Source organism: Pseudomonas sp. UBA6315 (assembly GCF_002438125.1).
Taxonomy (GTDB): domain Bacteria; phylum Pseudomonadota; class Gammaproteobacteria; order Pseudomonadales; family Pseudomonadaceae; genus Aquipseudomonas; species Aquipseudomonas faucium.
Window position 1 is genome coordinate 24628 of sequence record NZ_DJTF01000143.1, and the last position, 24302, is coordinate 48929.

The window sequence follows — 24302 nt, forward strand, 5'->3', positions numbered from 1 at the left end:
GATGACCAAGAATCCTTCATCAGACGCCACTTTGCCGAAAGGCATCCATCGAAGCTGGAAGCTGCCGGACACGTCGCTGGGCGCCCTGTGGGATTCCATCGTCATGGACGAAGCTCTCAAGAAGCAGTTGCTGTCACAGGCGATCGTCAACTTCACGGTGCGCCCCAAGGTGGAGCGCACGGTACTCCCCCTGCACGGCGTGATCTTGTTGGTCGGCCCGCCGGGGACTGGGAAGACCTCCTTGGCACGGGGCTTGGCGCATCGTGTGGCCGAATCTTTTTCTTCTGCGAAGTTTCGATTGCTGGAAGTAGAGCCTCACACGCTGACGAGCTCTGCAATGGGAAAGACTCAACGCGCCGTGGCAGACCTGTTCTCGCAATCGATCGCAGAATCCGCAGCGGCGGGCCCGACGATCGTCCTTCTGGACGAGGTCGAAACGCTTGCGGCTGATCGAGCCAAGCTCAGCCTGGAAGCCAACCCGGTTGATGTGCACCGGGCCACCGACGCGGTGTTGGTGCAGTTGGACATGTTGGCCGAACGCAACCCGCATCTGCTGTTCGTGGCCACCAGCAACTTCCCACAGGCCGTCGACAGTGCCTTCCTATCTCGTTGCGACATGGTGATGGAGGTGCCACTGCCCGGCAAGGATGCCTGCAAGCAGATCCTGGTGGACTGCCTGAATGGCCTGGCAAAGACATTTCCGGGGATTGGCAAGCTTTCCTCGGCTCACCAGTTCGACGCGTGCGCTGGCGAGTGCGTCGGATTGGATGGTCGGGCCATTCGCAAGGTCGTAGCCAACGCCCTCGCGGCCGACCCGCAAGTGGCTATCGATCCGAACAAGCTTTCCGTAGAGCACCTGCGCAGTGCGATACGACAGGCAACGCAAATGCGCCTTCAAGGAGGGAAGCAAAAATGACCACCGTTGTCAGCCGGACGTTTCGCAGCTCGCCGCACCGCGATGCGTTGCAGACGTGGGATGCCATTGTCGAACTGCTCACTCAGGGCAAGGACGGCACGGCTCGCTCTGAACTCAGGGCCGTGGCGGGCGTGGCCGCCAGCTTGATCGCCGACCAGGCACCCAAGAGCGCGCCCATCGTTGCGACATGCGATGGACCACGGACCAGGATCTACTGCCTCTTCGACGAAGACGCGATCGATGGTGATGATGCCAACGAAGAAGTCTTGGGGTTCGAGCCGTTGAAGGGAGACTGGGGAGTCTCGCTGCCGTGTCCGAAGGAGCAGCTCGGCTGGGTGCAAACCGCGCTCAAAAAGCACAGTTCTCGCATCATTGCACGGGACTTGAGCCAAGGAATTGCCACGCAGGCGCAGGCCGATGCTGGACAAGCGCTGTCGCTCGACCTCGGAGGTTTCCTCAAGTCATGAGCACCGTCGCCACCTACTCGTACACGCACTCGGTTACCTATGTGACCGACAACATCCTCAAGAGCTTGAAAGACATCATCCTGCTCAGTGGGCTGGACCCCGAGCACTTCGCGGATCGCTGGGAGAGCAATACCCGAGCCATCAAGACGTGGCTCGGGACCGGTGATCTGCGCAAGGTGATTCTGGAGATCTACAACCCGGCAACCGACAAACTCGTGACCCGATGGGATATCGACATCGTGTATGGGTGGTCCGATGGCGACGGCAGCTTCTGGACAGATACCGAGCAGTTGAAGTACGCGATCAAGAAAGCTGGGCTGCTGCCATCGCAGGCCAAGTACAAGTTAATGCTCGATACAAAGCCAGGGCGGCCTGATGTGGAGGGGTGGAGCAAAGGAAGTTATCGCTCGACGGATGGAATGGTCAAGCAGAGCCTAGGCTCGACTGTCGAACACAGCGGCCTGGCGGGTCAGGCCGGATATTGGAGGCAACGCTGATGCTGTCGATCGATGAAGCTTTTCGCAAGTTCAAGTCGCGTCTGGAACTCAACGAACGCGAACAGAAGAATGCCTCGCAACGCCAGAACGAAGTGCGGGACTACCTGCAGACCAAGTTCGGCATTGCGCGCAGCTTCCTGACCGGGTCCTATGCTCGATACACGAAGACGAAGCCGCTCAAGGATATCGACATCTTCTTCGTGCTGAAGGACTCGGAGAAGCATTACCACGGCAAGGCCGCATCGGTAGTGCTGGATGATTTCCACTCTGCATTGGTGGAGAAATACGGTTCGGCGGCCGTGCGCAAACAGGCGCGCTCGATCAACGTGGATTTCGGTGTTCACATCGACGCGGAGGACAACACGGACTACCGGGTGGTCAGCGTGGATGCGGTGCCCGCATTCGACACCGGCGACCAGTATGAGATCCCCGATACGGCGTCCGGAAAGTGGATCAAGACGGACCCGGAGATCCATAAGGACAAGGCGACCGCAGCGCACCAAGCCTATGGCAATGAGTGGAAAGGTCTCGTGCGCATGGTGAAGTACTGGAACAACAATCCCAAGCACGGCGATCAGAAGCCGGTGAAGCCCTCGTTCCTGATCGAGGTAATGGCCCTTGAGTGTCTTTACGGCGGCTGGGGAGGATCGTTCGATCGCGAGATCCAGTCGTTCTTTGCCACGCTTGCCGATCGTGTTCATGACGAGTGGCCGGATCCCGCCGGACTTGGCCCGGCGATCAGCAACGATATGGATGCCGCGCGCAAGCAGCGCGCGCAGCAGCTGCTGTTCCAGGCGAGCCAGGACGCAAGCATCGCCATCGACCACGCGCGTCGTGGTCGCAATATCGAAGCGCTTCGCGCCTGGCGCGCACTGTTTGGCCCCAAGTTCCCACTGTCCTGATTCCATCGGCTTCCATACACGTCCCATCGAGGTACAGCATGTCCCAGTGGTCGCTTTCCCAGCTCCTGTCGTCCCTGCATGAAGACATCCAGCAGCGCTTGTCCGTAGTACGCAAGACCTTCGGTCACCCGGGTACGAAGGGGGATGCGAGCGAGAACGTCTGGATCGACATGCTGGATACCTATCTGCCCAAACGGTACCAGGCGGCGAAGGCGCATGTGGTGGACAGCCTGGGGAACTTCAGCCAGCAGATCGATGTGGTGGTGTTTGATCGGCAATATTCGCCTTTTATCTTCACCTACGAGAACGAGACGATCATTCCAGCCGAAAGCGTGTACGCCGTGTTCGAGGCCAAGCAGACGGCTGACGCGGGGCTTGTGGCCTATGCCCAGGAGAAGGTCGCCAGTGTGCGCAGGCTGCACCGCACGAGCCTGCCGATCCCGCACGCTGGCGGGACCTACCCAGCGAAGCCGTTGATTCCGATTCTGGGTGGCTTGCTCACCTTCGAGAGCGAATGGAGTCCTGCATTGGGCCCATCCATGGACAAGGCGCTGAACGCAAACCTCACCGAGGGGCGTCTGGACATCGGATGCGTTGCCGCCCACGGGCACTTTTTCTATGACCAAGCCAGCGGCGCGTACAGCTACACCAACGAAAACAAGCCGGCGACCGCGTTTCTTTTCAAGCTGATCGCGCAGCTTCAGTTCAGTGGAACGGTCCCCATGATCGATGTGGAGGCTTACGGTCAGTGGTTGACCAAGTGAGGGGTCGCTGTGGCAAGCATACGTTCGGAGTACCACCGGTTCCTGGCGCACTTGACGCAGCGGCACGTGCACGACGACGTGCGCCGGCTGGCGCACCTGGTGCTCGATCACCTGCAGCCACTGGCCGAGGTCGGTGCTGCACGCCGGGGGCGCTCCACGCGCTTGGCGCCGCTGGCCATCGCGCATCTGGCGCAGATGCCTGTCGCCTACGACGGGGACGCGCGCGGCCCCGAAAACGGGCCGGCGCTCGGGCGACTGCACCAGCTCGAAGTCGGGCCGTTTCGAGGATTCATGCGGCAGGAGACGTTCGACCTCAGCCATGACATCACCCTGGTCTACGGTGCCAACGGCACCGGCAAGAGCAGTTTCTGCGAGGCCTTGGAAGTGGCGATGCTCGGTTCGATCACCGAAGCGCAGGCCAAGCGCGTCGACCAGCGGGTCTATTGCAACAACGCGCGTCTGCGCCGCCACGTCGCGCCGGTCCTGTCGTCCAGGGCGGCGGACGAAGTGCAGGCCGTCCAGCCCGACGAGGCCGAGTACCGCTTCTGCTTCATCGAGAAGAACCGCCTCGACGACTTCGCCCGTATCGCCGCGCGGACTCCAGGTGATCAGCGTCAGCTCATTGCGACCCTGTTCGGCGTGGACCAGTTCAGCGAGTTCGTGCGCGGCTTCAACCCCTCGCTCGATCAGGATCTCATGCTTGCCGGCGTGCAGGCGGCGCAGCTGGCACAGCGTCGCCTGCAATTGGCGAACTCCGAGCAGACGATCGCCGCCTACCCGCAAAAGATTGCAGCGATCGAGGGCCTGGAACAAGCCTTGGCGCAGCGTGTGTCGCCTGGCGCGACGTACCAGGCCTGTGTGGACTGGCTGCTTGGTACACCGCAGCAGCAGGGGCGGCTGCCGTATGTCCAGGCTCAGCTGGACGCGAACCAGCCTGCCATTCACGAGGTGACCCAGGCCCGCCTGCAGGCGTTGCTGGCAGAGGCCTACCGCGTCCAGGGACTGTGGCAAGCGTCTTCCGCGCAACTCGCGGCCCGCGCCGGCGAGGTGTCGTACGCGAAGCTCTACGAGGCCGTGCAAGCGTTGGCGGACGGGGCGACCGCGTGTCCGGCATGTGGAACCGGACTGGCCGCCGTGGCGCAGGACCCGTTCGCCAGGGCGCGAATGGGCCTGGAGCAGCTCGCGCAGCTGGCCGCCCTGCAGCAGCAGGAGGCCGGGCATCGGACGCAGTTGAGCGAGGCGGTCCGAGCGCTGTGGGACGAAATGCGCCGCGTGGTGGCGGCGGCTGGGGTCGCTTGTCCTGCCGAATCGCAGGCCGCGGGCCTGCCGCTGCTGCCTCCCAAAGCTGCGGGCAACTGGCTCGGTGCCTGGGTCGACGGAGACCAGCGCGCCTGGCAAGCCCTCCTGCGGATCGCACAGATCATCGAGGGCTTCGATGCGCAGGCGCGTGAAGTGCATGCCCAGCGCGGCACGCTGGCCCAGGAACGGGACGGCCTGCAGCAGCATCAGCTGGAGATCGAACGGCTGCGGACCATGCGCGCGGCGGCCGATCAGGACCTGGCGGCGGCCCGCCAGACCGTAGCCCAGTTCGACGAGGCGAACCGCGAGCTGATCCAGGCGGCCGCGGACGAAGTCCCGGTGGTGGCGCACCATCAGCGGGTCAAGGCCGCCTACGACGGTTTCCTGCCCGAAATCCAAGCCTACCTGACCGCTCTGCCGGGTCTGCTGCTGCAGGGACTGGGAGAACGGGCCCGCCATCTGTACAACGCGTTCAACCGGGCCGATCCGCCCGGCGATCTGCTGCACGCGCTGTGGCTGCCGGTGGCCGAGAACGGCAAGATCGAGGTAGAGTTCGCCGGCGAGCCTGGCGTGCGCTACGACGCCCTGATCGTCTTCAGCGAAGGGCATATCAAATGTCTGGGTCTGGCGATTCTGCTCGCCAAGAACATCGCACAAGGCTGCCCTGTGGTCATCTTCGACGACGTCGTCAACGCGATCGACGACGACCATCGCGATGGCATCTGGCGAACCTTCTTCGAGGATGGTTTGCTCGACGGCAAGCAGGTCATCCTTACCTCGCACGCCGAGGAATTCCTGCACCGCATCCAGCAGGAGTTGGGCGCGCGGCGCGCCGCAACCATCAAGCGCTATAAGTTCCTCCCGCATCAGGGGGAGCACGAACTACGCGTCGATGGCGACCCGCCGACAAAGAACTATGTTCTCCTGGCCCAACAGGCGTTGGCGGCCGATGAGAAACGCGAGGCATTGCGTCAGGCCCGGCCGGCACTGGAGAGCCTGACGGACCGGCTCTGGACGTGGCTGGGCCGGCGGGCGGACGGCCGGATTGACATCAAGCTGGGAGGACCCCGCTCGCCTTGGGAACTGAACAATAAATGCACCAAGCTGCGGTCGGCCGTCGAGCGCATCGCGGCGCAACATGCGGGTGCGCCGGAAGCTGTAGCAGCTCTGGTCAGGCTGCTCAGTGTCAGTGGTACGAGTATTGAATGGGGCTATCTCAATAGTGGCGTGCACGACGCTCAGCGCGATCATGAGTTCGACCGGACGACGGTAAGAACGGTGGTAGAAGCGGTTACGGCGTTAGATGCTGCTCTTGATGTCCTCCAGAATCGATGAGCGACACACGTCTTGGCAGAGCTGTGCCGCCCCTGTCACGTCACAAGTACTTCTTGAAGCTGCCTGCGGTCAGGCTGACTGCCATGCCTAGCAACGCTGCGCTGGGCAACAAGATAACGAGTGGATGTAGCGATATGGGCAGGGCGAGATAAGTAACCCAGGGCAGCACGGCCAACGGCATCAGGCTCGCCTTCGCACGGTGGTAGATGAAGCCCGATTCCCGGCCCGCACCGAACCGGCGCACATCCCGCCGCACCAGGCCATCGATCAGCCCAACGAATGCCGCGGTGAAGATAAGCGGCAACGTGAGCAACAGGACCAGCAGGCGCACCAGGAAGGTGAGCGTCGTGAAGGCCGCAGCGATCAGGTAGCTTTCGGCCCAGACATAGACTTGGCTGATGTAGTAGCGGAAGTTGCGGCTCTGCCCGTGGCTGGGCGCGCGGACGCGCTCGGCGGTCTGGCTCATGCGCTCCAGCAACCCCGAGCGCACGAACACCCACTCGTACCCGGTATCCACCAACTCGTGCGCCGTGCGCCCGGGCTCCTGTACCACCACGCTGCGCGTGAAGTGGTTGGACAGGTGCCCGAGTTCGTACCGCAGCATCTGCTGGGAGTGGCGCCAGCCCTGGTCCTTCCAGAACAGGTGCATGCCGGCGCACTCCACCACGATCGAGAACAGCAGCGAGCCAATGAGCACCCCGAGCAGCCGGAACGGTAAGGTGATGGTGCCGACGATCAAGCCTTGGCGATGGTTCTGCTCCCGCTGCGCGGTCGAGGCGGCATCCTTCATGGCACGGCCTCGTTGCCCGCGCCATCGTCGGCGCCGGTGGCCACCGCGCCGGGCTCGGCCGCAGCGGCATCGTCCAGCAGGTCGTCGGGCAAGGCCGCATCCTGCAAGGCCGACGAGCTGGTGAACTCCCACCACTGCGTGGCCTCGCTGTAGCTCTGGCGCATGTACCCGGCCAGTTGCTGCAGGTCCGCCGGCATCACTTCATCCGGGTCCGGCGCCGGCAGCGGCATACGCACCTTCCAGAGCTGGCCGCCCTGCAGCAGCGCGAAGCACTGGCCCTTGGGCAGGCCGACGACGTGTGACGGCTCGATCATCGGCACGCTGGCCATGCTGATGCGGTCCTGGGTGTTCGACGTGAAATCCGTCGCGCCGCGGATGTCTGAGCTGTCCGTCGCGCCCGAGACGATGGTGGTTGTATAGACCTCGACCTTCGGCAACTGCCTCGTCAGCAGTTCCGCGGTGGCCGTCTCGCGCACGCGCAACATGAATAAATTGTTGAAATTCCCGATCACTTGGCCGGCCTTCGCGCGATTTCCGATGCGGGCCTCGATGTCCGAGAGCGTCTGCGTGTACGCCGTGACTTGCAGGCCGGCACCGCCGCCCTTGTTGATGAGCGGGATGAATTCATCGCCCATCAGTTCATTGAATTCGTCCGCGTGCACGTTGATCGGCACGCGAGCGCCAGCCACTGCGCCGGGCAGGCCATCGTCGATTCCGTGCTTGTAGATGTGTCCGGCCACCGAAACCAGGTCAGAGAACATCGAATTGCCGACCGCTGCGGCGACCTCGGCGTCAGACAACGCATCCAGACCCACATAGACGATGGCCCGCTTTCGGATGACCTGCATCCAGTCGAAGATCGGGCGCGGGTCGGCCAGGTCGGAGTAGTTCGGCGCCAGGAGCTGGGCGATCTTGCCGCTCGTGAGCTTTTCCAGCAGCGGCAGCAGCGATGCAACGATCTTGTCGAAGTAGGTCTTGTCGTAGCGCACCGCCGAGCGCAGGCCATCGAGCACAGGGTCGTAGTTGCGCGCCTGGGAGAGGTATTGCTCCAGCGCCACCACACGCTTCTCGCGCCCGATCATGTTCCTTGGGATGTTCTTCTCGTTGAGCTTGGCCTCGATCTGGACGATCACCTCCCAGGCCTTGGGCTCCGTCTTGGCAAAGTAGTGCTGGGCGTACTCAATGAACAGCGCGTCGATGTTGATGACGTGGCGCTGGATCAGCATGTAGTCCGGGCGCTGCCCCAGTTCCACCAGGGCGCGGGCGATGATGTTCACGAAGCGCCATGCGAACTCGCGGAACGCCGCGCTGTTGCCTTCGCCGGAGAGCTGCCCCGCGATGCGTGTCGCCACTTCCGAGATCCGACCGAAGCGGCCCACGGCGTTGTAGCGGGCGCTGATTTCCGGCCAGCCCAAGTGGAAGATGTAGAACTCGCCTTCGCGGCCAGCGCGCTGGGCTTCGACGTACATCCGTTTCAAGAGATCGGCATCCCCCTTGGGGTCGATGACGATGACGACCTCATGCTCGCCGGCAGCATTCCTGCGGCGGATGTCCTGCGTGACGAACAACTCGGCCAGGCGCGTCTTGCCCACCCGCGTGGTGCCCAGCACCAGCGAGTGCCCGACGCGCTCGCCCAGCGGCAGGCTGACGTCCACTTCGTCGGGCTCGATGCCGTGCAGCCTTGGCAGGCCGCCGACAGGCGGCAACGGGCGCACGGGGTTGAAAGGCGCGTCCCAGCCGGTGAGCTTCGGCAGGCGCGAGAGCGGCAATGGCGCGAACTCCAGCCGTTCCTCCAGGCGCCTGGTCAGCCGGTAGGCCGGCGTCGGCTCGACGTAGCGGCGGAACTCGGGCCGGTACGTCTGCATCAGCCGATGCGTGTGCTTCTGCTCCCAGAGAAAGCCGCGCCCCACGAATAGGCGCTGCTGGCTGACCGGCACGTCCTTGCTGGTCATCACGTAACGCGGCAGACGGCGGATGTTGCGCCGGTAGCGCAGGATGATGCGGGCATCGCGGTAGCGGATCGCGCCGTAGGCGCCGAACGCCAAGGCGCTGCCGATGCCCATGGCCGGGCTCAGCGCGAGCGACCATGGGGCCACCAGGCACAGAAACGCGGCGCCTGCACACGCCGCGACGGTGTATAGCTCCACCGCTGGGCGTAGCAGAACCTCGACCGGCTGTTTGCCCGACATGGCTTCATTGCTCGATGCCGGTGGCCGTGATCAGCGCCGGGTAGTGCCGCAGGCCCAGGCGATCGGCCAGGTCGTCGCCGGCCACGGGCGCGAGCGGCACGCCCGGCACCAGGGCGCGCAGCCGCGCCAGGCCCTGCGCGGTCTCGACGTTGACGACCAGGCCGACCGCGCCACGTTCGCGCAAAGCGGCGGCGCGGCGCTGCAACCAGGCCCGGGAAGCCTCGTCGTCGCCGATGACCACGAACGGCCGCAGGCCGGGCGCTTCGATCACCCGTCGCGCGACGGTGCCGGGCGTGAGCTTGGCGCTGCGCACCGGCAGCATCGCGGCTTCGTCCGCCCGTGTGGCAGGAACCTGGGGCGTCGGGATGGACGGCCGCGCCGGTGCGTTGGCGCGCGGCTGGAGATTCAGGGCTTCGTAGTACGGCAATGCCGACGTGCCGCCACGGTCCTCGACAACGATCAGTGGCTCGCCGGCACGCGAGGCCAGCGGCAGGCCTGACAGCAGCATGAGTAGGCCCGTGAACGCGAGATGGGCGGGATGGGGTTTCGTCATGGGGAGGTCTCCTGGCGCGCCGCGAGGACCGCGGCGGCTGGTCGCGTGCCCTGCACGCGGGCAAGGTGGCGCGACACGCTGCGCCGATAGCGGGCGGCGGGCTCGCCGCCTGCGGGGCGGTGGTAGCGGCCGATCGCCAGCAGCCAGTCCTCGCCGGGGGTGTGCTGCTCCTTCAGGATCTCGGCGGCAACGGCCAGGTTGCGATACGGATCCAGCAGGTCGCACGCGCCGGTAAAGCGGTGCTTGTGGTAGCCGAGGTTGATCTGGCCCAGGCCCGCATCAATGCGCGTGTGCGGCGTGGCGCGCATCGCCTGCTGCAGGCCAGCGCAGGCGTCGGCGCGCGTGGCGAAGCGGCGCGACTGGCCGGCGACGTTGAGGGACCACGGCCACGGCACCAGGCGCCCGTTGCGCCGGATGCCGCTCTCCTGCAAGGCCACGGCGTAGAGCACGGTCGAGGGGATGCCTGCGCGCTGGGCGGCAAGCTGGTAAGCCGGTGGCGGAACCTCCTGGGCCAGGGCGGCAACGGCATACAGGCCGGCAGTGAGCACCAGTGCGCGCAGGGGCATGGCTACGGCTGGCGCTGCCATTGGCCGTTCACTTCGCGCACGGCGGCGGGCAGATCGCCGGGCAGGCCCAGTGACAGCCAGCGGCCGCCGTCGTGGTTGAGCGTGATGCTGCCGGCGCGCACGCGCGCCGGGTCGATCTGCGCGCGCTTGGCCCAGTCGCGGATGCGCGCGTCATCCTGGCGGCTGCCCACCATGTACAGGTCGAACTCCGCGCCCGAGGATTGCAGGCGCTGCACGAGCTGTCCGCAGGCTGCGCAGCCGTCCTTGACGAACACCGCCATGCGGCCGCTGCCGCGCAAGGGACTGCTGGATGGGCCGGCGCCCGGCTTGTCGTCGGGCAGGTTCACGCGCTGCATCCCCGGATTCAGGCGCTGCCAGGCCTCGTCGTAGGCGCGCTGGTAGGCGAGCAGCTTCTCGACGCGGCGCGCTTCCACCTGCACCTGCAGTTCCGCATAGCGGCGCCGTTCTTCGTCCGTGCGAGCTTCGATGCCCAGGGCGGACAGCGGGTCCAGGTTGGGCGAGTAGATACCCAGCGGCCCATCCATCAGCTCGCGGTAGCGTGCCCATTCTTGTGGCTGCAAGCCCCATTCGGTTGCCACCCGGTCGTCCAGCACGCGGGCGGCCAGCGGGCGCTCCTGGCTCTGTGCGTTGCGCGCCGAGGTCGTTGCGGGCTGCTGCGCCCAGGCGGGCCATTGCGACGACGCCACCAGGACCGCGAAAAGGAGGATCGACGGCTTCATGGGGTGCTCCGGTCAGGGAATCGCCACGCGGCGGGTCTGGTTGCCGGCCTGGAACACTGCGGTGTTGCCCTCGATCGCCTGCAGGCGCCACGGGCCGACCGCATCCCCGGGCAGCAGCACCTGAAGTTGGGCGGGCGTGAAGTCCCCGATGCTCGGCGCGACGGACACGCTGCGCTGGCCGGCGCGCAGTTCGGCGCCGACGACGCGGAATGGCAGCGGCGGCAGCTCGGTCTTGGAGGCGGCGGACGTGCGCGATGCGCGCCGCTGGGCGGGTGCGGTGGCACGCGCGGCGGCTTGGCGCGCCTTGATCTGCTCGACCTCCGCGCGCAGCGCCTGGAGGTCGTCGGCCGCTGCGTAGCCACTGAGAGATTTCTCGACCTGGGCCGCGCGTGCTTCCAGAATCTGGCGGGTGTCTTTGAGGTCAGCGTCCGTCGCGACGGCCGGGCGCTGCTGGATGGCCTCGATCGTCTCGGCCAAGCCAGTTGCCTGCGCTTCCAGGCGTTGCAGGCGGGAATCCAGCCGCTCCTGGTCGGCCTGGTCGCTGAGGGCCTGGTAGCCCAGGGCCGCCAAGACGCTGAGGAAGATCAACCAGAGCCACATCAGGCTCTGCACCACCACGGCGGCGGTCGATCGCTGGGCAGGTTGCGGGGCGTTCATGGCTGGCCTCCCGAAACCATGGGTGCCAGCGGGAACGTCTGCACCGCCTCGGTGGCGGGTGGCTCGGATGGGGACTCGGCGACCGCGCGATCGCCGGGCCGCTCGAAGCAGATTTGCCGTGCGCGGTCATCCGCGTGCAGTTCCCAGGCCGGGCCAGCCAGCGTGAGCAGCGCATCGCGCAAGGTCATGGGGCCGAGGTGCAGGTGTACCGCCGGCAACGGCAGCGCGTACAGCTCGATCACGGCATGCGCGGTCTGGCACAGGCCATAGCCGCTGCGTTTGAGCACGTGCCGAAGCCCATCCCCGACCGTGGCGCGGGCATCCTCGGGCATGGACACGTCGATGGTCTGCAACAACAGGTCGCGCTGCGCCGCCATGGGTGCCAGTTCGACCAGTGTGTAGCGGGCGTAGCGCACGACCGGGATGTACTCGGAAGCCTCGGGTTCAGGCGCGGCCAAGACTTCCGCGATGGTGTCGGGCGCGACCGGCGCAGTCGTCGTCGCGCAGCCACCGGCCAGCACCGACCACAGCAGGCCGAGAAATCCCGCCAGAAGGCGGCGTTCGGGATAGTGAAACCACGGTGGAGAGGGGCACATAGCTCGGCGTCCTGAAACATCCAGCCCTCACCATCGCCGCTCAGGCCGCGAGCGGCAGCAAACAATGCGAACCAGGCAGCGTCCGATTTACCGGGAGCGGCAAAAAAAACGGCCCCGAAGGGCCGTAAGTGGAACGTGTCATGCGGCGACAAGCTGCCGGGCCAGTGCGACCTCGACGGAATCACCGTCCTGGTTCAGGACATCGAGCCCGGATTCGGGCACGTCGCCCGAGGTGGACTGCGAGACCATGATCTTCTTGGCCATCAGCTCCAGGCAGGTCATCTGCGAGGAACCGGCGTAGCCGAGGTAGATCACACGCACGGGCTGCTTCTGCCCGATGCGCCAGGAGCGGCGTGCCGCCTGCTGGAGCGAGTACACGTTGTAGCCCGACTGCATGAACACGATCGTCGGGAACTCCAACAGGTCCAGCCCCGTCTTGACCAACTCGGGGTTGGTGATGAGCACGTCGATGCCACGGTCCAGTTGCTCGGCGATCCAGTCTTCGCGGCGGCTGGCATCCACGCTCGCGCGCAGCACCGCCACCTTGAAGCCTTCCTGCTCCAGCAACACCTTCAGGCGCGACGTGGTGTCGCGCGTGCCGGTATAGACCGTGTAGGCCAGGACCTTGCGGCCCTGCGCCTTCTCCTCTTTGCAGATGTCGATCAGCTCACGCTCCTTGGGGCTGATCTCGAACTCGTTGAACTGAGCCGGGACAAACGCCAAGGTGTTGCGCGTGCGCGGATGCACCACGGTCTCCGACCGGAAGCAGCAATCCGGCCAGGCCAGCAGCACGTTGAGGACCACACCCAGCAAGGTCGTATCGCGTCGCGCCAGAGCCTGTTTCAGCTCGGCGGTCAGCCGACCCGCCAGATCGCGGTAGGCCGCGGCTTGCGCCGTGTCCATCGCGACTTCACGGAACTCCTCGTCATACGGCGGCAGGACGTTGCCGCCGATGTCCTTGAGCTTGAGGAAGATCGTGAATGGCAGGATGCAGCGCAAGACGCCCTTGGGGCCGAAGCCCGGGGCCTTGACCGTGCGCACCGATACCTTGGTGCCCTTGGCCGTCTTGTGCGCCGTGCCGGTGCTCTCGGAGTAGATGTCCTTCAACACCCCGTGATCGCGCATGAACGCCATCGCAGCCGAGGTCATGCTGCCGCTCGTGGTCGGGCGGTAGCCGTCTTCGATCATCCGCCCCGGAAGGGCTCGGAACAGCAGGTGAAAAAGATCATCACCGTAGCCGCCCATCAGCGTGCCAGTCAGCAGCAAGGTCTTGCGAGCCTTCGCCGCCAGCACGCCCATGGCCTGGCCCTGGGCACTGCCCCCGTTCTTGTACTCATGCGCTTCATCAGCGATGAGCAGGTCGAACGTACCTTGCGGCAAGTACCTCTTGATGAACTCCGAGGGTTGATAACCGCCCTCGCCAAAGCCGAACTCCATGTTGGCCATCGCACGTTCCATGCGCGTGGCTTGACGGTCGGAAAACACCAGCTCGCCGTTGCCATCCATGAGGTTGATGAACTCGTGGATGTTGTCGCCCAGCATCGAGGCCAGGAAGCCGTCACCGAACTTCTGCATCAGCTTCTGCGCAGTGACTTCCCCGATGGTCGGGATGCGCTTCAGGGCTTTGAGGACGGCCGAGGACTGGTCGCTGCCGGACAGGCTGCGCGGGCGGATCAGCGTCCACAGGGGCGCAGCGCAATGGCTGCACTTCCTGCGGTACTCCTCGGCTTCGAGCGCGACCGGGTTGACCGGCTCGCCGTCGAGGTCGGTGATGACCGTGCCGCAGTCCGGGCAGGCCGCCACGTCGCCGTGGCGGGTGCGCCGCTGGGTGAAGACGGGCTTCCAGTGGAAACCCATCCGCATCCTGACGCGCCCCAGGACGAAGAACTCCTGGCCCGTGGGCTGCACGCCCAACTGCTCACGCAGCTTGAGGAGCTTGACGAGCGTATCCGGCCCATTGAGCACCCATACCTTGGCGCCGGCCACCGTCTCCTGGATCTCCCGCCGCCACTTGTAAACCAAGTGCGGTGGCGACAGGACCAGAGTGCGGCGGTAGCCTTCGGCGTTGAGCACGGCGGCCGCGGCGATGCCAACGGTCGTCTTACCACAGCCCATCTCGCCATTGACGATCGCGGCGCGTTCGCCACGGTCGATCAGCAGCTCGGCGGCGGCGTGGACGACTTCGGCCTGGGCCGGGAACAGCTTGCGTTTGAGGCTGGCGACGATGAGCTGCCGGTGCGCCTGCGGTTGGCCGGTATAGACAGGCGGGTTGGCGCTGTTGAGGGCGTCGAGCAGTTCGTCGCCGAACTCGCCGACGAAATCCTGAAGGCTCAGGGTCAGAGGGGATGATTCCGCGTCGAGCAGTTCGCCCTGTACGGGCGCGGCGTCAGCGGCAGTGGTTTCGAGATCGAAGGACATTGTGATGCTCCAATGAAAAATGGGGCATGCACCACCCCCAGCGGGGCAATGGCATGCCCCGTGGTGGGAAGGAAATCGGCGCGCGGCCGAAGGTGGTTGAAGATGCTAGCCTGAGTGGCCTGCGGGTGAACCGTGCTCAGTCTTCGGACGGCAGCACGATGGCAGTGACGCTGCGCCCCGCATCGGTGATGATGCGAATGGCGAGTCCCGGGTGGATCACATAGTGCGATTCCAGCGACGCGCCCGATTGAAGTGCAACGCCGTTGGCGTGCCATTGGCAGACGTTGACGTCACCCCAGTCGCCACGGGTGTGGCGCCTGAAGTACGGAATCGGGTCCAGGCGACCCGCGCGGACAAGGCGATCAATGCCTCGGCTGAAGATGAGCGCCCCGATGGGGAACGCCAGCCTCTGGCAGTAGGTTTCGATGCGATGCGATGCCATGGGCTCCTCCTTGAAAGGCTATTGAGCCACGACACCCCTGGCGGAGTGAAGTGGCTCCGTCAAGTGGATGGGATGACGAGGCGGCGCCTTCAGATCAGGTCGCGCTCTTCGGGAAGCTGGACCACCGTGGTCTGGTGGTCTTCGCTGGTCTTCACGAGCAACACCAGTTCCGGCGTGATCCGGTACTGGGAGATCATCAGGTTGTCCTGTTGGATTGCGACGTCGTTGGCTTGGCGGGTGGCCTCATCGATCTCGCCCCAGTCCCCGCGCACATGGCGCTGGACATAGGCCAAGGGGTCGATCAGGCCTCGCCGAGCCAGCCAATGCACCTTCTCGCTCAACTTCAACGTACTCGGTGCGAACAAGGGTTGCTTGCGCGGCGCAGGCCGCTTGAACGGATTGGGGAACATGGTGTTTCTCCTTCGATGTGGTACAGCAGGACGGCAGCGCGTCCGGTGGATCAGCGAATGGTCAGCACCTCGCCCCTTGTCGGGGAGCCAGGCGTCATGTCCCACGCGCGGATAACGGGCACAAACTTGTCGGTGAGGATGCGTGTCTCGGCGATGGAGCCGTCTTCGCGTTCGGTGAATTCCCGCTGGAGCGTCTTGTCCTTGTGGGTGTCACCTTTGACGACGAGCACGCGCCCCGTCTGGGAGCGCACGACGCCGGAGATCGCGCCCGCGGCCAGAGCCAGGGCGAGATGCCAGTGGGACAAGGCCCGCGCCGGTGGACGCAGCGACTGCTGCGCGGTCCCCAAGTGCGTGTCCAGCGACGGCCAAAGGCCTTGCAGCCGGCCAACCTCGTCGGCGAACTGTTCGGGCTCCATCGTCACGCGGAAGAAATGCTCCGGCTCGGCCGGACTGGCGGGGACGATGTACGGCAGGAACGGCCATTCGCTCGGCAGTTCCTCGGCTTCGACTTCGCCAAGCCCAACCTGCAGCAGCAGATTGCGCACGGCCTTGACGCCATCGGGTGCCAGCTCCCGCTGACGGACCCGGCGGCCGAAGATCACCACCTGCTTGAACTGCGTTTCCACCGCTCGGTAGATACGCAGATCGGTGTAGTGGCGCGTCAACCAGCCGACCAGCTCCGCGTCGAGCACGTAGCCGGGGACGATGAAGACCAGCACGCCGCTGTATTGCAACAGCGACAGCGAACGCTGATAGAACAGCTTTTCGAGGCGGGCACGGCCCTGGCCCTGATAGCCGATGTTGCCGTTGACGTCCTTGGACAGGTCGCCATACGGTGGATTCAGCCACAGTAGTCCGAAGGACTGCTTGGAGATCATCGTGTCCATCAGGTCCGCGTGCAGGCAGTGATCGACCAGGCCGCGGGCATGGCGCGCCCGCTCGGCGTCGAATTCGACGGCGAACGCCTTGGCCTGTTCGCGCCCGAGGGCATGAGAGGCTTCGGCGATTGCCACGCCTTCACCGGCGCAGGGATCGAGGATGCACATCGGCCCGTCGCTGGGCATCAGTGCGTTGAGGGCTCTTTCGAGCGTGGGTTCGTCGGTCGGGTAGTACCCATTTTTGGCGAAATTGCGGGCGAGCCGCGGGAACATGAGAGCCATGGAAGTCTCCTGGTTGGCGGGGATGAATGACGGAAGCACGCCAAGGCGTGCCTCCGAGGGTGGGTCAAGCCGCCACCGCTTCCGGCGTCCAAATCTTGGCCGGATAGGGATAGGCGGTGAGCGCGTCACTGCGGATCAGGGAGCCCAGCGCCAAGCTCAGCGCCGGCACGTCGATGGCGAGCCGATGGCCTTCCAGCGGCCCGAGGGCGGACGGAAGGCGGGCCAGCATCTCGCGGCTTTGCAGCAGTTCCAGCACGGTCTCGCGCCAGTGGTCGAGCAGCGGCAACGGGCAGGTGTCCCGCACCAGCATCCACAGGCGGTCAAGCCGGTGGGCGCTGTCACGTGGCAGCAGTGCCAATGCGCTGGCGTTGGCCTTGTCGGGCTTGACGCAGCGCCGGTCGAACAGCCACACGTTGGACAGCGAACCGAACAGCGTTCGCCGGTAGGCGCGCGTGATGCGCTTTTCCAGGCGATCGACGTTGCCGATGAATACCGGGACGCTGCCGCCCTGGTCGGTGATGACGTGGAACTGGTCCAGTCCCTGCTCGTCGCGCCCGAGGGTCAGGCGTGCAAGGAACTGCTGGACGGCGGTGTCGCGCGCCCAGATGGACAGGAAGATCAGGTTGCCCTGGTCATCGCCGACGCAAGCGTCGGCCATAACGTCCGGGCATTCGTCGATGTGGAACAGCGTGGTGGATGAAGTGTGTGCGTGCATGGTGGTGTCCTCGATGAAATGAGGGGCAGCACCGCCCGCAGGGGCAGCGAATGCCCCGTTAGGGATGAAGGAATGCGGATAAGGTGTTCGATCCGCTTGGGCGTTCAGAACGTCTGTTCGGTGAACGAGCCGTCGGCCTGATGCTTGACTACACGGTTGCCAACGTTGCCCTCGCAGTCCTGTTGGACTTCGGTGAACATGCTTTCGGGCACGTCGATGTGGAAATGGCGCAGGACCACTCGGTAGTAGTCCAGGTAGTGGTTGAACGGGTCGCTCTCGTGCAGGTTGCTGTACAAGAAGTCGTCGCTCTCGACCTTCGCGGTATCGTCGATCAGCTCGGCCGGCTTTTCGATGAATAGGAAGAAGTAATTTGCCGGCCGGTCCCAGCCCAGTACGACGGTGATGGGAAAGCCCTTGTGAACGGTGTCGAAGTAGTGCCGACTCATGGTGATGTCCTCGGTGAATCGGAAACAGCACCGCCCCTGAGGCAGGTGCTGCCCCAAGGGGTGGAGAAAAGCCGCGCAAGCGGCGATGACGTGTGCCGGACCTCAATAGTCCGAATCGCAACCGGACGGGCAATAACCCAGTTCGATTCCGTGCGAGCAGTAGCCGTTTTCGGCGTTCCAGTCCTGGGTTTCCTGCCTTTCGGCCGGTGTGGCGTAGCCCCATTCCTGTGCGATCTGCAGCGCCTGTGCGCGTTGCTCTTCCGGCAATCGACTGGCTTGCGCGTCGATCTCCGAACTGAAAAGCGTGACCCAGTGGTCCCAGGACAGGCCACAACCACGCTGGGCGTGCTCGGCGGCTGTCTTGCAAACAGCTCGCCACGCGGGTTCACCCAGCGAAGAACGGGGTGTATCGCAATCGATGGTGGACATGATGGAGACCTCCAGAAGAAAGCCGGGGGCCTCCCCGCATAGGGAAAGAGCCCCGGCGGGTGGATGAAGAACACCGCGCATGCGGTGTCTGCGATCACGCAGGTTGCAGTTCGGCCTGGCGGCTCCACTCCTGCGTTTTGAAGTCCAGCGCGTAGCCCAGATCGCCCAGGCGGGCGATCTGCGCGCGCAGGGCGCGGCGGTCGATGGTCGAATCCAATTTCACGGAATCGCCCAGCGGCCAGAGCAAGCCGAACAAAGCAACGTCGCCCTCTTCGGTGCTGCCAGGGGCAGCCGCCGCAGCGGGCGTCGGTGCATCCACACCGAAGGGCGTGGTATCGACCAGCGGGTCCGCCGAGGCCTGCACGGGTGCGGGCTTGGCGGGTCTGGAGGCCTTGGCGGGCTTGGCCGGCGTTTCCGCAGGCTGCGTCCCCAGCTCTTCATCGAGTGGATCGACTTCCTGGGTGGCGAAGCTGCGGGCCTCATCACGACTCAGTTTGTCGATGCCGTTGAGCGTCATGCCGTCGAGGTTTGCGCGCACTTCAAACCGCGCGCCGCCCGCGACCGGATAGGACTTCGCGAAGATGTAGCGAATGACGAAATCCCCGTCGTACTTTCCTTCGGGGTACTGCTCCAACTCCGCGTCTTTAACCGCGAACTCGCCGATGGGGGTAGAAAGGCGCCCAACCGTGAACGGGCCGTTCTTGCCCCGGATGGTCCGCAACGTGAGCTGGCCCGGGACGACGATGGGTAGGGCTGATCTCGTAGGTGCCGATGTGGCTGCCATGATGGTTCTCCTTGGACGAATAGGAAAAAGGCAAGGCCCCGTGAGGGGCCGTGCCGGATCAGAACGAAGCAGCCAATGCCGGCTCCTGCTCCTCGACTGCACATTCGGGCTCGCGCTCGGCGGGCTCGGCAGATTGGTAGGAAACGGCGTCGGCGGCAGTGTCGATGGCGTTGGCGGCTTCGGACGCGGGTGCGTCCTCCGCTGGCGCTGCCTCGGCATGCGCCTGGCTCGTCGGATAGACCTGGGTGCCGTCGATCTTGATCAGACCGATGTGGACCAGCGTCGATTCCAGGCTTGCGGCCGGTTCCCCAGCGTGCTCGCCCTTGGTGCGGATGTACGGATCGATCTTCATGTCGTTCAGACGAAAGGCGATCAGCACCTTGCGATCCCCTTCGATGGCCTGCACGCATCGGCGAACCAGATGCTCGGCTTCAGGGGTGGAGACGATGGTGTCGATGTACCGATAGTCCGGCTCATCGACGGGGCCGGCCAGTGCGGCGATCGAGCACGACAGGAAGGGGTCGCCATCCTTCGGGGTGACGTCCTTCGGACGGTTGAGGTAGCCGATGCCGTGGGTGACCAGTTCATGCTTCTCGATCGAGGCCAGTTCGGCCCGGTCGATCAGCTCGGCCTTGAGCAGTCGCGCCTTGAGGGACGCGGCGGCCTGGCCTTTCTGCTCACCCTTGTCGCGGATGTACGCATCGCCCCACAGATCGCCGAGGCGGAAACGCACCAGCGGGCGCTGCTTGGGATCGTCAACGCCGATGTAGCGCTGAACGAGCTTCTTGGCCTCGGCACCCGAGACCTTGACGTCGAAGTAGCGGTAGCTGGGGTCCTTAGCGGAGCCGACCAACGCGGCGATGGTGCATGCCAGGAAGGGCTGCGCACGGCGGCCGCCCCTGACGGGCACCTCACGGACACGCTGGAGGTAGCCGATGCCCGAGGTGTGGAGGTCGAAATACGATTTCTCGTTGGAAGTGGTGTTCATGGTGAATCTCCATAGGGAAAAGCGGAGACACACCGAGCCCACGCATGCGGGGAAAGGTGCGTAACCCCGCGGTGGGTTGATAAGGCGAAAGCATCCGCCACCAGGGACTGGTGGCCGCTCGCGGATGGATGCGGTGCGAGCTGGCTCGGTCACGCAGTGGAAACTGCGCCGCAACCTCGAAGACCGATGGTTGCCTGGCATGTCGCTGACAGCGTCAGCAGGCATGGGGTCAGCATGGCCGGGCCTCGCGCGCGCGACAGCAATCAATTGGCATCCGCGCGTTTCCCTTTGTCCACGCAGCCCGGCTCAGCGCAAAAGAAAGCCCCCGGTGTGGGGGGCTGCGAGAGTCGAGTGGCGGTTGCCGCGCTATGCGGGAGGCACCACCTCCAGCGACAGATGTGTGGCGGTGGCCGACAGCATCAGGTCGTCTTCGGTGTGCAGGATGCGCGTGAATACGCCGTCCTTCGGGTCGAAGTACTCCCCGAAGTCGTCGCCGCCCAGTTCGGCGCGCGCCAGTTCCCACCAGTCGTCGAACGGGTCGGTATCCGGGTTGCAGCCGACGGCATAGGCCAGCAGCTTCACACGCCCATCCGGGCGGCGCTCTCCCTGCTCGGCGAGGAAGTACACGCCCTGGTCCTTGACCAGGATGACGCGGCATTGGCTGGCGATGGCCTCGGTCAGCACGGGGCGCAGGTCGGAGCCTTTGAATCGCAGTGACATGGTTGAAATCTCCTATGTGGAATAGAGAAAAGGCCCTCCATCCGCATGGATGGAGGGCCTGTGGGCACATGGCCCATGGGCGAAACTTCGTGGCGGGACCCACGGGTCAGCCGTAGAACCGGCAGGATTCAGTTTCCGGCGTCATGCCGGCACCGCCTGGCGCTGCCGGGTAGCCTTGGCGTCGATCACGCTCACATCGATCAGGCGCCAACGTCCGTCGTCGATGAGTCGCTCCAGCACTTCGCCGAGCATGTCGAAATACACCTCGTCATGCCGATCGACCAATTCGCCGTCGCGATGCAGCTCCACCACGTAGGTGTCGCCGCCTCGGTCGTACAGCACCGTCACCCGGCCCTCGAACTTCGCGGTCGAGACCGTGAAGCTGATCGCCGGAGGCGTCTCGATGATCTTGGACGGCGTCGGATCGACCCAGGTGAAATCCCGGGCACCCGCATCGACCAGCATGTGGGTGATGCGCCGGAAGCCATCGGGCGCCGGCATTTCCTCCAACTGCTGGATGAGCTGACCCAGCTCCATGCACTGCGGCTCGGGAATGGGCAGCTTGGCCGGCGCGGAGCCGAGGATGTGCGTCTTGACGGTGTAGGGAATGCCGTCGGACGTCATCTCGGTGCGCTCTTCCGGCGTGTCCGCCCGCAGCCCATCGAAACGGCGCCGTGCGTAGGGTTGGACATGCACCTTGGCGCCTTCGTCGGGGACGGTGGTCACCAGCTTGGAATCGAGCACAGCGAACTCGCTCGGCTTGAGCTTGACGACGATGGCATCGTCGGTGATGGCGACTACCTTCCCGTCGAAGGGCTGGGGGTCGACGGCGAAGCCCAATGTCGAAGATTGCGGCTGATCGTCGAACACGCGGTACTTGAACGACCGCACGTTGCGGGGCACGTGGCCTGCGACTAGCGAAGGCATCATGGATTTGATGAGGGAACGGTCCATGGGAATCTCCTTGAGGAAGAAACAAGGGATTCCCCGCCCGCAAGGGAGAGGTCCCTTGTGGGTGGTGTGGATGGACGCGGTACGTCCGTGGAAAACATCGACCAGCACGGCTTCCCGTGCTTGCAGCCTTGAAGGTCTTGGCTGCCTGGGCATGTGTCGGCAACGCCGACGAACATGGGGCAAGAATGGCCCGGGAGTAAGCGGCCCGCTTGCAGGAAACGGCACCCCATCGCACCCGCTTTCCAGCGCTGCGGGCGAGAAAAAGCCCCTCGAAAGGGGCTTGGGGGTCAGGCTTCGTACACGAAGTAGTGTTCTCGCTGACGCGGGAAGAACACGTGCTTCCACGTGTCGCCGCTTGTGTTGCCACCGTCGAATACGACCATTTCGTAGTCGTCAATGTCGGTGTCCACCAGATCGGCGCTGTCGATATGGCGCATGTGCAGCGTACCGCTCATGCGCTCGAACACCAGGATCTGGCCGATGGCGTCGTCCTGGCTCATGGCGTTGACGCAGGCTCCAAGCTGATTCTCGAAGTCGGGCGTGGGCAAGATGAGATCGGGGAACATGAGATTGCTCCTATGGAATTGAACCAGCCCGGCTCCTGGTGGGAGGCGGGCTGGCATATGGGGGATAAAGGGGAAGGCTTGCGCGTCGCGTGTCTGCTAGGTCTCGGCCAGTGGCAAGCCCAGTAGCGCGGGTGCGTCGGCATCGAGGATGAGGATGCGCACATCTGCCTGGCCGGCCAGTTCAAGGATGTTCGCCAGGTCGTCAGGCATGCCCTTGTCGCGGTGCTCCTGTCGAAGCTGCTCAGCACTGATGCCCTCGGCATATTCCAGGTTCTTGTCTGTCCAGGGCGTGGAGATCAGCTTGACGCCAATCGCCGGGCTGTACGGAACCCGAAAGGCGATGAACAGAAAAGCCTCCGGCGTGGCGAGGTCTGCCAGGTTGGCGAGGTACTGGCCGGTTTCCTGGCAGATGTGCGCGCTGCTGACTTCCCAGCACCGGCTGTAATAGCCGGTCTCGAAACTCAACCGCTGCACCACGTCTCGCGCGGCTTCGGCCGAATAGGTATCACCGACATGGACCGGGCGGCCGTCGAGGTCGTCGCCATGGATGGCATAGACCACGGCGCCCACCACGCCTTCGCCGTTGATGCCTTCAACAGCATCACATTCAGCAATCAGCTCGTCGCTGATGGCGTCAGTGCCGCTTTTGATCAACGCGAAGTCGCTGGTGACGATGCAAGGCGATGAGATCAGGTCGTTGTCGGAAAGATGCGCTTGGCTCGTGTGGATGGATCGCCAGACATGCGGGCTTCCGTCCCCGTAGCAGATGCACAGCGTTCGGACGACTCTCAGATTCCAGTAGCCGCGTACAAAGGGATTGGGATTCTGGGTCATGGAATTTCTCCAGATTGAATAATGGAGCCAATTCCCGCCACCGGGAATTGAACCCCGGTGGGTTGAAAGTGGAAAAAGCGTCAGGCGGCACTGATCGAGGGCTTTGGGCCAATCGGCGCAGGCTGACGGAAGAAAAATCGAGGGACATGGCCGCGTGGACGCATGTCCCTCATGGGCAGTGAACAAAAAGACGGTGGTATGCCGCAGACCGGCTCACCAACCGCTGTAGTTCACCAACAGATCGGCGATGACCTTGCGGCGTTGCAGATCGAGACCATCGAAGTCCGACAGTCCTTGGAAGTGGCAGCGCTTGAGCATGGCACCGCCCTCGCGCGCGTTGTAGAAGCTGAACATGGCGGACAGGAACATGCGTTCCCCGCTGCTCAGGACGCCGAGTGCGTCGTTGGCACGCAGCATGTCGGGACGCAGATCCCACTTGCTCTTTGCCTGGTTCAGGCCTTCGCGCGTGCCGTCGCCAAACCATTGCGGGCCTGCGATCTCGACGCCGCGCTTCCAGACCTCGAAGAAGGCTTGGGGCGCGGCGGCGAAATGCTGCTCTTCCCGCATGATCTGATCGACGACTTCCTGGGGCAAAAGCTGGTTCATGACGTGGTTCCTCCAGTTGGATCAGGGTGTGGCGAGCTGGGACCAGCCGCCTCTTTCGAGGGCACGTTGAGCCGCGGCATAGCTGCGGAAGTACTGGCAGGATTCCCGCGAAACGGGACCTTCTGTATCGCGCGTGCCGATGTAGTGGCCGGCGGCGCTATGCAGGATTTCGAGCGGCAGGAACTTGCCGCAATGGATCAAGGCCAACTGGCCGAAAGAGGCTTGCTGGGACATGGACGGGCTCCTTGGAAAAAGCGGGGCCTCGTCCCTCACGGGATGGCAGCTCCCGCACGCGGTTGAGAAAAAAGCATCGGCGTCACGGGTGACGCGCGTCCGCAGACTCGATGCGATGGCGGACTGGCGGGTAGCGCGGAAAGAATCCGCGGCAGCCTGGAAACTCTGGCTGCTGGCATGGTGCTGACGAATCAGCGACACATGCGGGCAGCTTCATGCGCGAGGCGAGCCGCGTCAGCCGGAAATCGGCATTTGCAACAGCCCCGATTGGCGAACGCGGAAAAAAGAAAGCCCCGCAATAAGTGCGGGGCTGTCAGGAGGATGA

Annotated in this window: 28 protein-coding genes; 6 read left to right on the plus strand and 22 right to left on the minus strand. The window is 64.5% G+C overall.

Annotation, left to right across the window (positions count from 1 at the left end; all coding sequences use genetic code 11):
- Nucleotide 1: 1 nt before the first annotated feature.
- Genes B3E94_RS17070 through B3E94_RS17095 form a run of 6 tightly spaced genes read left to right on the plus strand, consistent with a single transcriptional unit; the run spans nucleotide 2 to nucleotide 6180 of the window.
- On the plus strand, nucleotides 2–916 hold the full coding sequence (locus B3E94_RS17070; protein WP_003105629.1) for an AAA family ATPase: 915 nt from the start codon (nucleotides 2–4) through the stop codon (nucleotides 914–916).
- Complete coding sequence (gene cap8, locus B3E94_RS17075; protein ID WP_003105626.1) at nucleotides 913–1383, plus strand: type III CBASS phage resistance system CD-NTase-associated protein Cap8; 471 nt, start codon at nucleotides 913–915, stop codon at nucleotides 1381–1383. The genes B3E94_RS17070 and cap8 overlap by 4 nt, the downstream gene beginning before the upstream one ends.
- Complete coding sequence (gene cap7 / locus B3E94_RS17080; RefSeq protein ID WP_003090159.1) at nucleotides 1380–1880, plus strand: type III CBASS phage resistance system CD-NTase-associated protein Cap7; 501 nt, start codon at nucleotides 1380–1382, stop codon at nucleotides 1878–1880. The genes cap8 and cap7 overlap by 4 nt, the downstream gene beginning before the upstream one ends.
- Nucleotides 1880–2782 (plus strand): CBASS oligonucleotide cyclase, encoded by a 903-nt coding sequence (locus B3E94_RS17085; protein ID WP_003105624.1) that lies wholly within the window; start codon nucleotides 1880–1882, stop codon nucleotides 2780–2782. Before cap7 ends, B3E94_RS17085 begins: the two co-directional genes overlap by 1 nt.
- Before the next feature lie 38 nt (nucleotides 2783–2820).
- Nucleotides 2821–3546, plus strand: coding sequence for a CBASS effector endonuclease NucC (nucC, locus tag B3E94_RS17090; RefSeq protein ID WP_003050273.1), 726 nt, complete (start codon nucleotides 2821–2823; stop codon nucleotides 3544–3546).
- Nucleotides 3547–3555: 9 nt separating this feature from the next.
- Complete coding sequence (locus B3E94_RS17095) at nucleotides 3556–6180, plus strand: AAA family ATPase (protein WP_282497533.1); 2625 nt, start codon at nucleotides 3556–3558, stop codon at nucleotides 6178–6180.
- Between the two features lie 40 nt (nucleotides 6181–6220).
- Here the strand turns inward: B3E94_RS17095 and B3E94_RS17100 are convergent, their stop codons facing one another.
- The 22 genes from B3E94_RS17100 to B3E94_RS17205 all read right to left on the minus strand — a co-directional run bounded on the left by B3E94_RS17100 (nucleotide 6221) and on the right by B3E94_RS17205 (nucleotide 23977).
- Complete coding sequence (locus B3E94_RS17100) at nucleotides 6221–6970, minus strand: TIGR03747 family integrating conjugative element membrane protein (RefSeq protein WP_282497534.1); 750 nt, start codon at nucleotides 6968–6970, stop codon at nucleotides 6221–6223.
- On the minus strand, nucleotides 6967–9159 hold the full coding sequence (traD, locus tag B3E94_RS17105; RefSeq protein ID WP_003116813.1) for a type IV conjugative transfer system coupling protein TraD: 2193 nt from the start codon (nucleotides 9157–9159) through the stop codon (nucleotides 6967–6969). Before traD ends, B3E94_RS17100 begins: the two co-directional genes overlap by 4 nt.
- A gap of 4 nt (nucleotides 9160–9163) precedes the next feature.
- Entirely contained in the window at nucleotides 9164–9712 is a 549-nt protein-coding gene (locus B3E94_RS17110) for an integrating conjugative element protein (protein ID WP_003109779.1), read from the minus strand.
- On the minus strand, nucleotides 9709–10299 hold the full coding sequence (locus tag B3E94_RS17115; protein WP_003109780.1) for a transglycosylase SLT domain-containing protein: 591 nt from the start codon (nucleotides 10297–10299) through the stop codon (nucleotides 9709–9711). The genes B3E94_RS17110 and B3E94_RS17115 overlap by 4 nt, the downstream gene beginning before the upstream one ends.
- Nucleotides 10281–11018, minus strand: a complete 738-nt coding sequence (locus B3E94_RS17120; RefSeq protein WP_003098886.1) for a TIGR03759 family integrating conjugative element protein — start codon at nucleotides 11016–11018, stop codon at nucleotides 10281–10283. The genes B3E94_RS17115 and B3E94_RS17120 overlap by 19 nt, the downstream gene beginning before the upstream one ends.
- Nucleotides 11019–11030: 12 nt before the next feature.
- Nucleotides 11031–11675, minus strand: coding sequence for a hypothetical protein (locus B3E94_RS17125; protein WP_003098888.1), 645 nt, complete (start codon nucleotides 11673–11675; stop codon nucleotides 11031–11033).
- Nucleotides 11672–12271 carry a PilL N-terminal domain-containing protein gene (locus tag B3E94_RS17130; protein WP_003098890.1) on the minus strand — a complete coding sequence of 200 codons (600 nt, stop codon included), beginning with the start codon at nucleotides 12269–12271 and terminating at the stop codon, nucleotides 11672–11674. The genes B3E94_RS17125 and B3E94_RS17130 overlap by 4 nt, the downstream gene beginning before the upstream one ends.
- Before the next feature lie 138 nt (nucleotides 12272–12409).
- A complete protein-coding gene (locus tag B3E94_RS17135; RefSeq protein WP_003098893.1) occupies nucleotides 12410–14689 on the minus strand; it encodes a helicase-related protein in 2280 nt (759 codons plus the stop codon).
- 136 nt (nucleotides 14690–14825) lie between these two features.
- The gene (locus tag B3E94_RS17140; protein WP_003098895.1) at nucleotides 14826–15131 is read right to left on the minus strand and encodes a hypothetical protein; all 306 of its coding nucleotides are present in this window, start codon (nucleotides 15129–15131) and stop codon (nucleotides 14826–14828) included.
- Between the two features lie 89 nt (nucleotides 15132–15220).
- The gene (locus tag B3E94_RS17145; protein ID WP_003098896.1) at nucleotides 15221–15541 is read right to left on the minus strand and encodes a hypothetical protein; all 321 of its coding nucleotides are present in this window, start codon (nucleotides 15539–15541) and stop codon (nucleotides 15221–15223) included.
- Between the two features lie 50 nt (nucleotides 15542–15591).
- Entirely contained in the window at nucleotides 15592–16725 is a 1134-nt protein-coding gene (locus tag B3E94_RS17150) for a DUF6094 domain-containing protein (RefSeq protein ID WP_254916320.1), read from the minus strand.
- 40 nt (nucleotides 16726–16765) lie between these two features.
- Nucleotides 16766–17416 (minus strand): hypothetical protein, encoded by a 651-nt coding sequence (locus tag B3E94_RS17155; RefSeq protein ID WP_008266552.1) that lies wholly within the window; start codon nucleotides 17414–17416, stop codon nucleotides 16766–16768.
- 104 nt (nucleotides 17417–17520) lie between these two features.
- A complete protein-coding gene (locus B3E94_RS17160; RefSeq protein WP_006226014.1) occupies nucleotides 17521–17862 on the minus strand; it encodes a hypothetical protein in 342 nt (113 codons plus the stop codon).
- Nucleotides 17863–17964: 102 nt separating this feature from the next.
- The gene (locus tag B3E94_RS17165; protein WP_006226013.1) at nucleotides 17965–18291 is read right to left on the minus strand and encodes a hypothetical protein; all 327 of its coding nucleotides are present in this window, start codon (nucleotides 18289–18291) and stop codon (nucleotides 17965–17967) included.
- A gap of 94 nt (nucleotides 18292–18385) precedes the next feature.
- Nucleotides 18386–19075: a DUF3275 family protein gene (locus B3E94_RS17170; protein WP_006226012.1), complete on the minus strand. Its 690-nt coding sequence runs from the start codon at nucleotides 19073–19075 to the stop codon at nucleotides 18386–18388.
- 58 nt (nucleotides 19076–19133) lie between these two features.
- Nucleotides 19134–20063, minus strand: a complete 930-nt coding sequence (locus tag B3E94_RS17175; protein WP_282497535.1) for a DUF3577 domain-containing protein — start codon at nucleotides 20061–20063, stop codon at nucleotides 19134–19136.
- Between the two features lie 366 nt (nucleotides 20064–20429).
- Complete coding sequence (locus tag B3E94_RS17180; protein WP_006226010.1) at nucleotides 20430–20783, minus strand: DUF3085 domain-containing protein; 354 nt, start codon at nucleotides 20781–20783, stop codon at nucleotides 20430–20432.
- Between the two features lie 141 nt (nucleotides 20784–20924).
- Nucleotides 20925–21737 carry a hypothetical protein gene (locus B3E94_RS17185; RefSeq protein WP_006226009.1) on the minus strand — a complete coding sequence of 271 codons (813 nt, stop codon included), beginning with the start codon at nucleotides 21735–21737 and terminating at the stop codon, nucleotides 20925–20927.
- A 287-nt stretch (nucleotides 21738–22024) separates the two neighbouring features.
- Nucleotides 22025–22303, minus strand: a complete 279-nt coding sequence (locus B3E94_RS17190) for a hypothetical protein (RefSeq protein WP_003108989.1) — start codon at nucleotides 22301–22303, stop codon at nucleotides 22025–22027.
- A gap of 96 nt (nucleotides 22304–22399) precedes the next feature.
- Entirely contained in the window at nucleotides 22400–23137 is a 738-nt protein-coding gene (locus tag B3E94_RS17195) for a hypothetical protein (protein WP_003098947.1), read from the minus strand.
- Nucleotides 23138–23350: 213 nt separating this feature from the next.
- Nucleotides 23351–23743, minus strand: a complete 393-nt coding sequence (locus B3E94_RS17200; RefSeq protein ID WP_003098949.1) for a hypothetical protein — start codon at nucleotides 23741–23743, stop codon at nucleotides 23351–23353.
- A gap of 21 nt (nucleotides 23744–23764) precedes the next feature.
- Entirely contained in the window at nucleotides 23765–23977 is a 213-nt protein-coding gene (locus B3E94_RS17205) for a hypothetical protein (RefSeq protein ID WP_003116833.1), read from the minus strand.
- Nucleotides 23978–24302 lie beyond the last annotated feature (325 nt).

Bases quoted from the DNA above. Each gene is read 5' to 3' on its own strand.
- cap7 (WP_003090159.1), top strand. From the start codon at position 1,380: ATGAGCACCGTCGCCACCTACTCGTACACGCACTCGGTTACCTATGTG.
- B3E94_RS17180 (WP_006226010.1), bottom strand. From the start codon at position 20,783: ATGTCACTGCGATTCAAAGGCTCCGACCTGCGCCCCGTGCTGACCGAG.
- B3E94_RS17200 (WP_003098949.1), bottom strand. From the start codon at position 23,743: ATGAACCAGCTTTTGCCCCAGGAAGTCGTCGATCAGATCATGCGGGAA.
- B3E94_RS17160 (WP_006226014.1), bottom strand. From the start codon at position 17,862: ATGAGTCGGCACTACTTCGACACCGTTCACAAGGGCTTTCCCATCACC.
- B3E94_RS17100 (WP_282497534.1), bottom strand. From the start codon at position 6,970: ATGAAGGATGCCGCCTCGACCGCGCAGCGGGAGCAGAACCATCGCCAA.
- B3E94_RS17125 (WP_003098888.1), bottom strand. From the start codon at position 11,675: ATGAACGCCCCGCAACCTGCCCAGCGATCGACCGCCGCCGTGGTGGTG.
- nucC (WP_003050273.1), top strand. From the start codon at position 2,821: ATGTCCCAGTGGTCGCTTTCCCAGCTCCTGTCGTCCCTGCATGAAGAC.
- B3E94_RS17185 (WP_006226009.1), bottom strand. From the start codon at position 21,737: ATGGACCGTTCCCTCATCAAATCCATGATGCCTTCGCTAGTCGCAGGC.
- B3E94_RS17085 (WP_003105624.1), top strand. From the start codon at position 1,880: ATGCTGTCGATCGATGAAGCTTTTCGCAAGTTCAAGTCGCGTCTGGAA.
- B3E94_RS17170 (WP_006226012.1), bottom strand. From the start codon at position 19,075: ATGGCAGCCACATCGGCACCTACGAGATCAGCCCTACCCATCGTCGTC.
- B3E94_RS17135 (WP_003098893.1), bottom strand. From the start codon at position 14,689: ATGTCCTTCGATCTCGAAACCACTGCCGCTGACGCCGCGCCCGTACAG.
- B3E94_RS17195 (WP_003098947.1), bottom strand. From the start codon at position 23,137: ATGACCCAGAATCCCAATCCCTTTGTACGCGGCTACTGGAATCTGAGA.
- B3E94_RS17110 (WP_003109779.1), bottom strand. From the start codon at position 9,712: ATGACGAAACCCCATCCCGCCCATCTCGCGTTCACGGGCCTACTCATG.
- B3E94_RS17070 (WP_003105629.1), top strand. From the start codon at position 2: ATGACCAAGAATCCTTCATCAGACGCCACTTTGCCGAAAGGCATCCAT.
- B3E94_RS17115 (WP_003109780.1), bottom strand. From the start codon at position 10,299: ATGGCAGCGCCAGCCGTAGCCATGCCCCTGCGCGCACTGGTGCTCACT.
- B3E94_RS17140 (WP_003098895.1), bottom strand. From the start codon at position 15,131: ATGGCATCGCATCGCATCGAAACCTACTGCCAGAGGCTGGCGTTCCCC.
- B3E94_RS17175 (WP_282497535.1), bottom strand. From the start codon at position 20,063: ATGAACACCACTTCCAACGAGAAATCGTATTTCGACCTCCACACCTCG.
- B3E94_RS17155 (WP_008266552.1), bottom strand. From the start codon at position 17,416: ATGCACGCACACACTTCATCCACCACGCTGTTCCACATCGACGAATGC.
- B3E94_RS17205 (WP_003116833.1), bottom strand. From the start codon at position 23,977: ATGTCCCAGCAAGCCTCTTTCGGCCAGTTGGCCTTGATCCATTGCGGC.
- B3E94_RS17120 (WP_003098886.1), bottom strand. From the start codon at position 11,018: ATGAAGCCGTCGATCCTCCTTTTCGCGGTCCTGGTGGCGTCGTCGCAA.
- B3E94_RS17145 (WP_003098896.1), bottom strand. From the start codon at position 15,541: ATGTTCCCCAATCCGTTCAAGCGGCCTGCGCCGCGCAAGCAACCCTTG.
- cap8 (WP_003105626.1), top strand. From the start codon at position 913: ATGACCACCGTTGTCAGCCGGACGTTTCGCAGCTCGCCGCACCGCGAT.
- B3E94_RS17165 (WP_006226013.1), bottom strand. From the start codon at position 18,291: ATGTCCACCATCGATTGCGATACACCCCGTTCTTCGCTGGGTGAACCC.
- B3E94_RS17130 (WP_003098890.1), bottom strand. From the start codon at position 12,271: ATGTGCCCCTCTCCACCGTGGTTTCACTATCCCGAACGCCGCCTTCTG.
- traD (WP_003116813.1), bottom strand. From the start codon at position 9,159: ATGTCGGGCAAACAGCCGGTCGAGGTTCTGCTACGCCCAGCGGTGGAG.
- B3E94_RS17190 (WP_003108989.1), bottom strand. From the start codon at position 22,303: ATGTTCCCCGATCTCATCTTGCCCACGCCCGACTTCGAGAATCAGCTT.